Here is a 12,513-nt window from a genome sequence, read left to right as displayed (position 1 = left end):
TGCGCCCGGCCTCGCATTTCCGAGCCCGAACTTCGGGCCGACAGGATCAGTGCACCACGCGGAACGAGATGTCCCCGACGGGGTCCTCGGCGACCGCCTCGACCTCGTCGATACGAGCGAGCTCCGGTCCGCTGCGGCACCAATCGACCATCCGGTCTACGGCGTCGTTCGTTCCTTCGAACGCGGCCTCGACGCCACCGTCCGAACGGTTCCGCACGTAGCCGCCGACGCCGGCCTCGCGAGCGAGACGCGCGCACGTAGCTCGAAAGAAGACGCCCTGAACGCGACCCGACACGACCACACGGGTTCGTTTCACCGTCGGCATACTAGGTTCGTGATCCAGTACGACCCTCGGACGGCCCTGATCGTCGTCGACGTGCAGAACGATTTCGCCGACCCGAGGGGCAGCCTGTACGTGCGACGCGGCGAGGAGGTCGTTCCGTTCGTGAACCGTGAGATCGAGCGCGCCTTCGATGGCGGCGCGTCGGTCGTGTACACGCAGGACTGGCATCCCCCGGTCACTCCGCACTTCCGGAAAGACGGCGGCATCTGGCCCGTCCACTGCGTTCGAGATACGTGGGGAGCGCAGTTCCACCCGGGACTCCGCGTCGCCGAGAGCGCGACGATCGTTCGCAAGGGTGAGGACGGCAGTGACGGTTACTCCGGGTTCAGCGTGCGCCATCCCGAGACCGGCGACGTCCGCGCGACCGAGCTCGAGTTCATCCTTCGCCAACGAAGCGCCGACTCGCTCGCGATCGCCGGCCTGGCCACGGACTACTGCGTGGTCGAGACGACGCTCGATGCGATCCGATTCGGACACGATATGACGGTGCTCGTCGACGGGGTCCGCGCGGTGGACTTGCGGGACGGCGACGGCGAACGCGCCCTCGAGCGGATGCGCGCAGCCGGAGCGGAGCTGGACTAGGTCAGCTCTGGCACTGGGGGCAGAAGTACGCGTTCCGCCCCGAGATCTTGACGGCCTGGATCGGCGTTCGACACCGGCGGCACGGGAGCCCGGCCCGTCCGTACACCTTCAACTCGTTCTGGAACTCCCCCGGCTTGCCGAACAGATCCATGTACGCCTCGTCGTCGAGCGTCGTGCCGCGGAATCGGATCGCCTCCTGCAGCACCTCCTGCATCGCTCGGTACAGGCGCCGGACCTCCTGCGAGGACAGCGAATCGGAGAGCCGGTCGTATCGCAGACCTGCGCCGAACAGCACTTCGTCCGAGTAGATATTCCCCAGGCCGCTCACGAACTTCTGGTCCATGAGCAGCTGTTTCATCTTCGTCGCGCGCTGCGTGAGCGCGCCGCCGAACGCGTTCCACGTGAAGACGTGATCGAGCGGGTCGATCGCAATGTGCTGTAGCTCCCTCACCTTGCCCAGCTCGTCCGCGCCCGTCACGAACATCTCGCCGAACGTGCGCGGGTCGACGAAGCGTAGGTCGCCGCCTTGGACGAACGTGATCACGACGTGTGTGTGCTGGGGGAGGGGCACGCGCTTGGTGCCGCGCACGAACTGTCCGGACATCCCGAAGTGCACGACGAGGACGTCGCCGTCATCCATGTGAAGCAGGACGTACTTACCGCGGCGCTCGGCCTTGGTGAACTTCCGGCCCACGACCCGGTCGGTGAACTCCTTGCGCTTTCCGTGACGTCGGATCACGCGCATCGCATTCCTCGACGCCCGGACGTCGGCCGTTGCCACCTTGCGTCCGACGACGTCCTTTTCCAAGTCGCGCCGCATGACCTCGACCTCGGGGAGTTCCACTTACCTCGCCTTCTTCCGTACCGCCGCGGGCTGGGCGTCAGTCCTCGCCGTCGCGCCGGCGTGCGATTCCAGGCTCTGGGTGCGGCGGGCGCCGTCCCGCTCGGTCAGTCGGACGTACGCCTGGTGTGCGGCCTCCTGTTCGGCCTCCTTTTTCGAGCGGCCCATGCCGCTCCCGAGCTCCCGTCCACCGAGGAACACCGTCGCCGTGAACTCCTTCTCGTGATCTGGGCCTCGCTCGCTGATGCGGTACTCGGGGAGCGAGTGCAGATCCGCCGACGCCAGCTCCTGAAGGATCGTCTTGTAATCGCGGCCGCCTTCGCCGCGCACGTACGCGATCATCCGTGGCCTGAACACCCGCACGATCAGCTTGCTTGCCGCGTCGAGTCCTCGGTCCAGGTAGACGGCGCCGAGAAGCGCCTCGAGCGCATCGGCGAGGATGCTGCTCTTGTCTCGCCCTCCGCTGCCCTCTTCGCCCTTCCCAAGGAGTACGTACCTCCCGATCCCGAGATCGCGTGCGACGTCGGCCAGCGCGCCCATGTTCACGATCGCCGCACGCAGCTTCGCCAGCTCACCCTCCGTCATCTCGGGGAACTCACGAAACGCCATGTCGGTGACGACGATGCCGAGGACGGCGTCGCCCAGGAACTCCAGGCGTTCGTTGTGGGCGTGCGTGTCGTTCTCGAACGCGTATGAACGGTGCGTGAGTGCGATCTCGCGCAGCGCGGCGTCCTTGAACCGAACGCCGAGCAACCGGTCGAGCGCCTGATCGTTGTGCCCGTTCGCCGCTCCTGCGCGCGAGGCTCTCTTCGTTCGGCCCCGCGCTCCGCCCTTCGAGGCCTGGGAATCAGCAGCGGGTGTCACGCCGTCACTCGACCTCCACCGCTTGGCGCCCTGCGTAGTAGCCGCAGTTCGAGCAGACGCGGTGCGGAAGCTTCGGCTGGTGGCACTGCGGGCACTCCGAGTAGGTCGGCGGTTGCGCCTTCCAGTTGGCCTTTCGCTTGGCGCTCCTCGTGTGGGACTGGCGTCGCTTCGGAACCGGCATCGATCCTGTCCTTTCTGTTGGTCGCGGTCAGCTTTCGGCGTGGCGTGGGGATGGGCCTGCGCCCTCGTCGGATGGAACATCCGGCGCGTCGATGAGGAGTCCGGCGAGCGCGGACCACCGCGGATCCGTCGTGTCGTGGCCCGGGCACTCTCCGAGGTTGCGGTCTCCGCCGCATACGGGGCACAGCCCCAGGCAGTCCGGCTTGCACAGCGGCGAGAACGGCATCTCCAGCACGACCGCGTCTCGAACCATGGGCTCGGGGTCGAGGCTCAGGTCCGGGTCGATCGCGTAGTCGTCCTCGGGTCCTGGCTCGCGCGCGAACATCTCCTCGACCGCGAGATCGAAGTCGCGTGCGAACTCCTTCAGACATCTGGCACAGCGCATCGTGAACCGCCCGGAGATGCTTCCGTGAACGAAGATCCCGTCGAGGACGCTCTCGAGCGTGAGGTCACCCTCGATCGGTTCGTCCTCGCGGACGTCGGCGAGCTCGGTGTGCAGACCGGGAACGCCCTCCTCGACGCGAACGCTCTTCGAGGCGCCGGGGTGTTCGATCAGGTCGCGCACATCGATGGGGCGCATCATGCGCCCTCGTCCTCGAGCATCGGCATCTGGACGTCGGGACCGATCTCGACGTTGGTCGTGGGAACGGAGCCGCGGAGCTTCTCGCGCCCCGCCTGAACCTGGTCGATCGTCCGGCTGATCGACTGGTTGGTCTCGATCACGTCCTCGAGGATCCGCTGCAGCGCGCCCTCGAGCTGCGCGAGCTTCGCGTCGACGTAGTCCTCCGACTCCAGACGGAGCCGGCGACCGTCCTCGCTTGCTTCCTGCACGATGCGCTGCGCCTCCTCCTGCGCGCGCTGCACGACCGCCTCGTGGGAGGCCATTCGCAACTGCTCCTCGCGCGCGGCTTCGACCATCGCCTCCGTGTCGCGGCGAGCCTTCGCCAAGAGCTCCTCACGGTCCTTCACGATCCACCGTGCCTGCTTGATCTCGTCCGGGAGCGAGTCCTTCATCTGCGTGATGAGCTCGAGCACCTCGTCGCGGTTCAAGAGTGCTGACGACGACAGCGGCATCGACTTCGCGTCGCGCACGAGCTCCTCAAGCTGCTGGATCCGGGCGGAAAGGTCCATGCCTACGCGAACCTCTCCTTGAGGCGCTCGGCGACGACGGGAGGAACGAGGCCGCTCACTTCTCCGCCCAGCTTCGCGACCTCCCTCACCAGGGAGGACGACAGGAACGACCACTGCGGCGCTGTGGTCATGAACAGCGTCTCCACGCCGGCGAGCGAGTGGTTCATCTGCGCCATCTGGATCTCGTACTCGAAGTCGGTCACCGCGCGGAGGCCCTTGACGACGACGTCCGCGCCGCGCTGAGTCGCGTATTCCACGAGCAATCCGGAGAACGCCTCGACCTCGACGTTGTTGAGGCCCTGCGTGACCTCCTTGAGCAGGGTGACGCGCTCCTCCGCGGTGAACAGCGGTTGCTTGGAGGGATTGTCGAGCACGCCGATGATCAGCGCGTCGAAGCGCTGAGCAGCACGTTCGATGATGTCGAGGTGACCGTTCGTCACGGGGTCGAACGTCCCCGGACACAGGGCGGTCAAGCCCATCTATGCCTCCCGGAGGATCAGTACGGCGGTGTCCCCGTACTCAAGACGCCTTGCGACGAGCCAGTGTACTGGAATGACAGGCGTGAAACTCCTGGAGCCACGGGTGAGAACGACCGCCCCGCCGGCCTGCACCCACCCGTCGGAGAGGCCTTCGAGCACGCCCTCGACCGCCGCGACGTCGGCGTCGTAGGGCGGGTCGGCCAGGACCAGGTCGAACCTGCGGGCCGGAGCGCTCCTTCGGATGACGAACCCGGAGACCTCGGATGAGACGACCTCGGCGCGTTGGGCCAGGCGGGTCCGATCGAGGTTCTGGTGGATGGTGCGGAGGGCGGCCCTGCTCTGCTCGACGAACGTCGCGCGCTCGGCCCCCCGCGAGAGCGCCTCGATCCCGAGCGCCCCGGTTCCGGCATACAGGTCGAGGACGTCGGCGCCGGGGACGTCTGCGCCGATGCTCGAGAACAGCCCCTCCCTGGCGCGGTCGGAGACGGGCCGAACTCCCGACGGAACGGACGCGAGCCGGACGCCCTTCGCGGTCCCGGCGATCACGCGCACGTGCGGAAGCTACACAGCCTCCATCACGCGGCGGGGCTAGACGACCCCGGCCTCGTTCGCGTGCCGAACGAGCTCGGCGCGGGTGCGAAGGCCGAGCTTGCGCATGACGCTCGCGCGGTGGTTCTCGACGGTTCGCACAGAGACGAACAGCATCGAGGCGATCTCGGCGTTCGTGTGCCCGAGCGCGATGAGGCGCAGCACCTCGCGTTCGCGCTCGCTGAGGTCGTCGATGGCACGCGCCCGGACGCGACCGGGCGTGTCGCGCCACCGAGCGAGCGCGGCGCCCAGCGAGGGCTGGAGGTATTCCGAGCCAGCAGCGACGCGCCGAACCGCGTCGACGAGCTCCGTCGAGGCCGTCTCCTTCAGGAGGTAGCCGCTCGCGCCGGCGGCGAGACACATCTGCACGTCCGTCGGGTTGTCCACCATCGTCAGCACCAGGATCGCGGCGGCCGGGTGCCGTTGCTTGAGACGGCGGACCACCTCGGCCCCCCGCTCGTCCGGAAGCATCAAGTCCGCGACGACGACGTCGGCACGGACGTCGAGCGCCACTGCGTCGTCGACCGAACCGGCCTCGGCCACGACGGTGACACCGTCCTGTCGTTCCAGAAGTGCGCGCAAGCCCTCTCGGACGACAACGTGGTCGTCGATCAGGAGCACGCCGATCGTGGCGCCGTTCACGCGTTCACCCTCCCCGGGACAGCGGTGCGTGTGACGTTCGGCGCATCCTTGATCGGAACCTCGAGCCGGATCCTGGTCCCTGCCCCGGTAGCCGACTCGACCACGAGCCTGCCCTCGACGAGCTCGGCGCGCTCGCGCATGCCGATCAATCCGAGTCCCCGTCCCGGCTGGATCGAAGCCGGATCGAACCCCCTGCCGTTGTCTTCGACGAGCGTCGTCAGCATGCCGTCGTTCCGCCGCATCACGATCGAGATCGCCTCGGCGCGCGCGTGCTTCTGCGCGTTGTGGACGGCCTCTTGCACGACGCGATACACGACCGCCTCGGACTCCGGGGGAAGCCGAAGCTCCCCGATCTCCTCGTGCAAGTCGACGAGGACGTCCGGGACGGAGACGTCCTCCGCGAGTCGGCGCACCGCCGGTACGAGGCCGAGTCGTTCGAGCTCGGGTGGGCGGAGGCTCCACACGAGCTGACGGCTGTCCGCGATCGCGCGCCGGACGAGCTCGGTCACGCGAACGGCGCGGGGCCTCGCTCGCGGCGGGACCTCCAGCTCCAAGTCTGATGCGAACAGCGAGATCGACGTGAGCAGCTGGCCGAGGCCGTCGTGGAGTTCGAGCGCCACACGTTCGCGCTCTTCTTCCTGGGCCCGGACGATGCGGTGCAGCATCTGTTGCCGTTCCTGAGCCAGCTGCTCGAGCTGCGTCGCGCGTTCCGCCAGCGCGTCTCGCAACAGGGCCTGCCTGAACGCGATGGCGAGCTCGGAGCCGACCTCCGACGCGATGTCGGCCGCCTCCTCGTCGAACACGCCCGGCTCCATCGACGAGAGCATCAACGCACCGAGCTGTCCCTCGTCCGCCTTGAGCGCCACGGAGAGCGTGCTCCGGACGCCGACGCTTCGCGCCATCGCCGCGGACGGAGTCGGGGTATCGACCTCTTGCAGGTCGTCTGTGACCAGCACGTCGTGCGAGAGCAGCTCTCGCACGACATCGTCCGGTATGTCGGTGGCCGAATCCGGAACGGGACCGAGCGAGTCGGAGAAGTGGCGTACGGCGACGGACGTGAGCCTTCCGGTCGCCGCGTCGACGAGCGCGACGGTTCCCCCATCGAACGGCACGAGGCGTCGGAGGTGTTCGAGCGCCTGTCCCGCCATCTCGTCGATCGACGTCGCCGCCAGGACGTCGCGGTCCACCTGATGCAGCAGCTCCAGCCGCGTGGCCAGACGGAGCTGCCGGTCGAGCGCTCGCCGCCTGTCCTGCTCGGCCTGCCGCCGGTCCGAGATGTCCTCGATGACGCCGAGCATGCCGGAGATCTCACCGTCGGCGTCGCGGAGGGCGGCAACCGAGAGGCTGACGTCGATCCGAGATCCGTCCTTGCGCATCCGCGTCGTCTCGAACCCCGCGATGCGTTCACCCGCGAGCTCCCGCCTCATCAGGTCGGCGAACTCCTGCTTCTTGTCGGGCGGCAGGTACGGCAGTGGTTGGCCCACGATCTCCGCCGCGGTCCACCCGAACATCTGCTCGGCTGCGGGGTTCCAGTGGCGGACCCGGCCGTCGGACTCGATGACGATGATGCCGAGCGGGGAGGCGCTGAAGACCCCGCCGAGAGACTGGGTGAGCTCGTGCAGCGCCGCGTCCTGGACACGTTGCGGCGTGATGTCGACCATCAGGCCCTGCCACTGCGAGGGACGCCCGCTGTCGGCGGGGATCAGAACGGCCTCGTCGTGGATCCAGACGATGCCGCCATCGCGTCGGCGTGCGCGATACTCGATGCTCAGTACGCCCGTCTCGTCCGCGACATCGCTCGCGGCCAGGACGGCCTCGCGGTCGTCCTCGACGATCACGCGTTGCCACAGGTCGTCGTCGGTCATCCACTCGTCCGGCTTGTAGCCCAAGAGCTCCTCGAGCTGCGGGGCAACGTAGATGCAATGCGTTCGTTTCGGATCGTCCCGGTCGACCTCGTTCAGCCATACAACGCCGGGGACGCGTTCGACGAGCAGGCGGTTCCGATGTTCAGACTCCCGCAACGCGTCATCAGCCGCGTCGACCTCGCCCTGCGCGAGCTGCCACTCCCGCCTGAACCGCCGGATACATAGCCACACCACGCCCGTCGAAGCCAGGACGAAGACCGCCTCCTTGGCGATGCCGACCGAGCGCGCCAGGGGATCCTCGAGCAGCATGTGCAGCGCGATGTCCAGGCCGACGACCCACATCGAAGCGACCAAGGCGTACGCGAACGCCGCGCGAACCGCGAAGCGGTGCGCGCGCTCGGTGGGCGTCGCGCCGGTTGGTGCCCGAGGGAACATCTCCCCAATCCCTCGGGCGGAATCGTGCTCATCTGTAGGGCCGGAGGCGTAGGCCGTCCCGACGGTGATCCGTCCTCGCGTCTCTCTACGAGCTGAACAGCCAGTCGATCGAATGCTCGAACCGCGCCCGGAGCTCCCCCATCAGCGCCGGGTGATCCTCGAGCCCCGGGTCGGCCTCGATCACCTCGAACGCGCGGGCGCGGGCCCGCCGGACGAGGTCAAGGTCCTCGGCCAACCGCGCGAGCTTGAGGTCGGGCAAGCCCGACTGCTTCACGTCGAACAGCGTCCCCTCCCCCCGGAGGCGGAGGTCCTCGTCGGCGAGCTCGAACCCGTCCGTCGTCCGCACCATCGCCAGCAGTCGCGCCCTGGCGTCGTCGTTGTCCGGCGTGCTCTCGTCGAACAGGATGCAGAACGAGGCGTGTTCGCCGCGGCCGATCCGTCCGCGCAACTGGTGGAGCTGCGCGAGGCCGAACCGCTCCGCGTTCTCGACGAGCATGACGGTTGCGTTCGGCACGTCCACGCCGACCTCGATCACGGTCGTCGAGATCAGAACGTGGTGCTCACCGGCGCGATACGCCTCCATGCGTCGCTCCTTCTCCGCGGGTCGCATGCGCCCATGCAACAGCTCGACGGAAAGATCGGGGAACACCTTGGTCGCCAGGCGTTCGGCCTCGACCTCAGCCGCGCGAACCTCGGTCTTGTTCGCCTCGTCGATCGCCGCGCAGACCACGAACGCCTGCCGCCCCGCGGCGACCTCCCGGCGGACGACGTCGTACGCAGCCTCGCGCTCCTCCGCACTACGCGCGATGCGCGTCTCGACCGGACGCCGCCCCTTCGGCATCTCGTCGAGGACGACCATGTCCAGGTCGCCGTAGTACGTGAGGGCGAGCGTTCGCGGGATCGGTGTCGCCGTCATGATCAGCACATCCGGCGAGGCGCCCTTTCCCTTCAGGGCCATCCGCTGGTGGACCCCGAAGCGGTGCTGCTCGTCGACCACCGCGAGCGAGAGATCGGCGAAGGCCACGCCCTCCTGCACGAGCGCGTGCGTCCCCACGACGAGATCGACCTCACCGCTCGCGATGGCGTCGAGGAGCTTCGCGCGGTTCCGCCCGGTGACCGACGCGGTGAGGAGCGCGTACGTCAGGCCCGCCTGAGCCTCTGCGGGAGGTTCGTGGTCGAGGAGCGACACCTGCCCATCCGTCCTCGCGGGTTCGGGCCCGCTCGGATCGAGGTACGGGTGCGCCCCGAATGGACCCGTCTCCGGGGGGCCAACGCTCGCGCGTTCGCGCTCGCTTCTTGGGCCCCCCGAACCCCTCAGGAGATCCTCGATCGAACGGAAGTGCTGCCCGGCGAGCACCTCCGTCGGCGCCATCACCGCTGCCTGGTGTCCGCTCTGGATGGCGACGAGCGCCGCGTGCAGCGCCACCAGCGTCTTGCCCGATCCGACGTCGCCTTGCAGGAGCACGTTCATCGGTCGGGGCCGCGCCATCGCAGCGTCGATCTCCTCAATGGCGCGTGTTTGCGCTTTCGTCGGCTCGAACGGGAGGACGCCGGCGAGTCGTTCGGTGAGCGGACCATCGGGCGTGTGAGAAACCCCGGGCTCGGCGCTCTCGAGGCGTTGCTTCCGGAACGCCACGCCGACCTCGAGGGCGAACAGCTCGTCGAACTTCAGCCGTTCGATCGCCGTAAGGAGCTCTTGCTGGGTTGCCGGGAAGTGGATGGACCGGATCGCGCCGTCGAACGCCGCGAGCGCCTCGGCGGCCACGACGTTTTCGGGCAACGGATCGGGGATCGAGCGGAGCTGCTCGAGCGCGTGCCACACCAGCTCACGGATCGTTCGCGTGGTGATGCCGTCGGTCGCGCGGTGCACAGGCGTGATGCGGCCGGTGTGAACGAGGTCTCCCTCGTCCGCCGTGAGGAGCTCGACGTCGTGCTTGGTGAGCTGACGCCGGCCGCGGTACAGCTGCATCACGCCGGACGCCGCGACCTCGTGACCCTCCCGGTACACGTTGACGATCCACGGCTGGTTGAAGAAGACAAGGTCGATCGTCGCGGTGCCGTCGTACAGGACGACGGTGACCATCGTGGTCCTTGAACGCGTCCGCCGTCGCTCCACCTTCCGCACACGTCCGATCACCGTCGCCGGCAGCCCGACGCGGAGATCGCGGATCCGCGAGACCTCCGAACGGTCGATGTATCGGCGCGGGTAGTGGTGCAGGAGGTCCCGCACCGTTTCGATCTCGATGCCGGCGAGGACGTCTGACGCGGGTGGGCCCTTGGTCTGCACGCCCGTCCGTCGATTGGCGAGCCGCCGGTCGATCGCGGAGACGGGCGAGTCGAGCGTCAGCGGCATGCGCGACGAGGCCGTTCGCGGGCGTGCGGAGGCATACTGCGTTCTACCACGCGGCACATGCGACGCTTCCGGCGCTTCGTCGTACTTGCCACTCGTGGATCGAACCAGTCTCCCCAGGGGTGTCTGTTACCCTGGCCGCGCTATGGCAGCGGTGTGCGAAATCTGCGGGAAGAGACCGTTTTTCGGCATGCAGGTCTCTCACTCCCACCGGCGTTCACCTCGCCGGTGGAACCCAAACGTGCAGCGAATCCGCGCGCTCGTCGACGGGAAGCCGAAGCGCGTGAACGTCTGCACGAGCTGCCTGAAGGCCGGCAAGGTGCAGCGGCCGCCGGCCAAGTCGTCGGCCGTCACCCCCTCGGGCTGATCCGCACCCCGAAAAGCGGGTCGACCGGACCGATCCCCTCGCCGATCGGCAGCGCGTGCCTGATCGCGTCGGTCACGAACCGCTTCCCCAGACCAACCGCGTCCAGAAGGGTCTCGCCCCGCGCGAGATAGGCCGCGATCGAGGACGAGAGGACGCACCCGGTCCCGTGCGTATGCGGGGTGTCGATCCGTTCCCCCTCGACCCAGACGAGTCGATCGCCGTCGAAGAACAGGTCGTCGGCGCGGTCGGTGTCCTCGAGGTGTCCGCCCTTCACCAGCACCGCCGTCGGCCCCATCGCCTGGATCGCCTCGGCGGCGTCCTCCATCAGGTCGCGCGAGTCGACGCGGAATCCGGCAAGACCGGTCGCCTCGGCCAGGTTCGGCGTGACCAGTGTCGCCAGCGGAACGATCCGGTTTCGAAGCGAGTCGACGGCGTCTTCGTCCAGGAGCGCGTGTCCATGTTTCGACACGAAGACCGGATCGACGACGACGTTCGGAACGCGTGTGTCGGCAACGGCTTCGGCGACGGCCTCGACGATCGGCGCGGACGCCAGCATCCCGGTCTTCGCGGCGTCGACGCCGATGTCGGTCACGACCGCGCGGATCTGGTCGCCGACCGATTGCGGCGACAGCCGCTCATACCCGGAGACGCCCTTGGTGTTCTGAACGGTGACGGCCGTGATGGCCGTCATCCCGAACACACCGAGCGCGCTGAACGTCTTGAGGTCCGCCTGGACTCCGGCGCCGCCCCCGGAGTCGGATCCGGCGATCGACAGCGCTCGGGGTCGGGCGGCCGATGCCGTGCTCATGCGAAGTGGTCCCACCCCTCCGGCTCGATCGGCTTCTCGCGTCCGTCGGCGTCGACGCCGACGAGCCCATCACCTTCGATGATCGTTCCGATCGTCGCGAGCGTCACGCCGAAACGCTCCCGAAGCGCTCGCCCCGCCGCGTCCGCATCGTCCGGATCGAGCGTCGCGAGCAGCTCGTAGTCCTCGCCGCCGGAAAGCGCGAGCCCGAGCGCATCGACGTCCAGCGTCTCCGCCCCGTCACGGAGCGCCTGCGCGACGGGAACCGCGTCGAGCTCCACGCGCGCGCCGACGCCACTGGCGAGGCACACGCGAGCGAGGTCCTTCGCGAGCCCGTCGGAAAGGTCGATCATCGCGCGCGCGCCGCTTCGCGCGAGCATCTGCCCTTCTCCGACACGCGCGAACGGCCGCGCGAGCGCACCGAGGAGCGCGCGGCCCCACGGCTTCGACAGCGCCGCCTGCCGAACGGCCGCGCTGGCCCGCGAGACACGGAGTCCTCCGGCGGCAGCGCCGAGCGAACCGGTGACGGCGATCGCATCGCCCGGGCGAGCGCCCGAGCGCGGCACCGCGCGACCCGGCGCGACCTGACCGATCACGGTGACGGCGACGATCAGGATGTCGCCCCGATTGGTGTCGCCGCCGACCAGGGCGAGCGCGTATTCGGCGCACGCGTCGCGCATCCCCCCGTACAGCTCGATCACCCACGCGGCGTCGACGTCGGGCGACAGCGCGATCGATACCAGCGCCGAGCGGGGGCTCCCTCCCATCGCGGCGATGTCGGACACGTTCACGGTGACGGACTTCGCACCGAGATCGCGCGGTGAGATCGACGATCGCTCGAAGTGCACGCCCTCCACGAGCATGTCCGTCGTCACGACCAGCTGACCGGTGCCGGCCGCGAGCACGGCCGCGTCGTCGCCGAGGCCGACCACGACGTCGCGCGCCTCCCCGGTGAGGAGCCGGGTGATCGCTGCGACGAGCTCGTCCTCGGTCAGGTCCATGGCGGCTGCGGCGCGATTGTGTTCGATTGGGCGCCGGACG

15 protein-coding genes are annotated in these 12,513 nt (G+C 68.6%); 2 read left to right on the top strand and 13 right to left on the bottom strand.

Annotated features, from left to right (window positions below):
• Window positions 1-46 precede the first annotated feature (46 nt).
• Complete coding sequence (locus tag VFA08_09075) at window positions 47-325, bottom strand: acylphosphatase (protein ID HYZ13740.1); 279 nt, start codon at window positions 323-325, stop codon at window positions 47-49.
• Window positions 326-334: 9 nt separating this feature from the next.
• On the opposite strand from VFA08_09075, the gene VFA08_09070 reads away from it, so the two are divergent.
• Window positions 335-925, top strand: coding sequence for an isochorismatase family protein (locus VFA08_09070; protein HYZ13739.1), 591 nt, complete (start codon window positions 335-337; stop codon window positions 923-925).
• 1 nt (window position 926) lies between these two features.
• Here VFA08_09070 and mutM read toward each other — a convergent pair whose 3' ends face one another.
• The 10 genes from mutM to recG all read right to left on the bottom strand — a co-directional run bounded on the left by mutM (window position 927) and on the right by recG (window position 10,303).
• On the bottom strand, window positions 927-1,769 hold the full coding sequence (gene mutM / locus VFA08_09065) for a bifunctional DNA-formamidopyrimidine glycosylase/DNA-(apurinic or apyrimidinic site) lyase (GenBank protein HYZ13738.1): 843 nt from the start codon (window positions 1,767-1,769) through the stop codon (window positions 927-929).
• The gene (rnc, locus tag VFA08_09060; GenBank protein ID HYZ13737.1) at window positions 1,770-2,519 is read right to left on the bottom strand and encodes a ribonuclease III; all 750 of its coding nucleotides are present in this window, start codon (window positions 2,517-2,519) and stop codon (window positions 1,770-1,772) included.
• Window positions 2,520-2,634: 115 nt separating this feature from the next.
• Window positions 2,635-2,811 carry a 50S ribosomal protein L32 gene (gene rpmF / locus VFA08_09055; GenBank protein ID HYZ13736.1) on the bottom strand — a complete coding sequence of 59 codons (177 nt, stop codon included), beginning with the start codon at window positions 2,809-2,811 and terminating at the stop codon, window positions 2,635-2,637.
• A gap of 27 nt (window positions 2,812-2,838) precedes the next feature.
• Window positions 2,839-3,393 (bottom strand): YceD family protein, encoded by a 555-nt coding sequence (locus tag VFA08_09050; protein ID HYZ13735.1) that lies wholly within the window; start codon window positions 3,391-3,393, stop codon window positions 2,839-2,841.
• Window positions 3,390-3,941, bottom strand: a complete 552-nt coding sequence (locus tag VFA08_09045) for a hypothetical protein (protein HYZ13734.1) — start codon at window positions 3,939-3,941, stop codon at window positions 3,390-3,392. The genes VFA08_09050 and VFA08_09045 overlap by 4 nt, the downstream gene beginning before the upstream one ends.
• Window positions 3,942-3,943: 2 nt before the next feature.
• Window positions 3,944-4,420 (bottom strand): pantetheine-phosphate adenylyltransferase, encoded by a 477-nt coding sequence (coaD, locus tag VFA08_09040; GenBank protein HYZ13733.1) that lies wholly within the window; start codon window positions 4,418-4,420, stop codon window positions 3,944-3,946.
• Window positions 4,421-4,972, bottom strand: a complete 552-nt coding sequence (rsmD, locus tag VFA08_09035) for a 16S rRNA (guanine(966)-N(2))-methyltransferase RsmD (GenBank protein ID HYZ13732.1) — start codon at window positions 4,970-4,972, stop codon at window positions 4,421-4,423.
• 36 nt (window positions 4,973-5,008) lie between these two features.
• Window positions 5,009-5,650 (bottom strand): response regulator transcription factor, encoded by a 642-nt coding sequence (locus VFA08_09030; protein ID HYZ13731.1) that lies wholly within the window; start codon window positions 5,648-5,650, stop codon window positions 5,009-5,011.
• Window positions 5,647-7,950, bottom strand: a complete 2,304-nt coding sequence (locus VFA08_09025; GenBank protein HYZ13730.1) for a PAS domain S-box protein — start codon at window positions 7,948-7,950, stop codon at window positions 5,647-5,649. Before VFA08_09025 ends, VFA08_09030 begins: the two co-directional genes overlap by 4 nt.
• 85 nt (window positions 7,951-8,035) lie before the next feature.
• On the bottom strand, window positions 8,036-10,303 hold the full coding sequence (gene recG / locus VFA08_09020) for an ATP-dependent DNA helicase RecG (GenBank protein HYZ13729.1): 2,268 nt from the start codon (window positions 10,301-10,303) through the stop codon (window positions 8,036-8,038).
• A 142-nt stretch (window positions 10,304-10,445) separates the two neighbouring features.
• On the opposite strand from recG, the gene rpmB reads away from it, so the two are divergent.
• Entirely contained in the window at window positions 10,446-10,667 is a 222-nt protein-coding gene (gene rpmB, locus VFA08_09015) for a 50S ribosomal protein L28 (GenBank protein HYZ13728.1), read from the top strand.
• Here rpmB and thiD read toward each other — a convergent pair.
• Together thiD and thiL are read right to left on the bottom strand one after the other, a co-directional pair.
• The gene (gene thiD, locus VFA08_09010; protein HYZ13727.1) at window positions 10,651-11,475 is read right to left on the bottom strand and encodes a bifunctional hydroxymethylpyrimidine kinase/phosphomethylpyrimidine kinase; all 825 of its coding nucleotides are present in this window, start codon (window positions 11,473-11,475) and stop codon (window positions 10,651-10,653) included. The two genes, rpmB and thiD, sit on opposite strands and share 17 nt — an antisense overlap.
• Complete coding sequence (thiL, locus tag VFA08_09005) at window positions 11,472-12,473, bottom strand: thiamine-phosphate kinase (protein HYZ13726.1); 1,002 nt, start codon at window positions 12,471-12,473, stop codon at window positions 11,472-11,474. The genes thiD and thiL overlap by 4 nt, the downstream gene beginning before the upstream one ends.
• Window positions 12,474-12,513: the final 40 nt, after the last annotated feature.

It is taken from the genome of Actinomycetota bacterium (assembly GCA_035640355.1).
Taxonomy (GTDB): domain Bacteria; phylum Actinomycetota; class UBA4738; order UBA4738; family HRBIN12; genus CALGFI01.
Note: the sequence above shows the minus strand (reverse complement) of the source record. Positions and strands in the feature narration are given on the sequence as shown.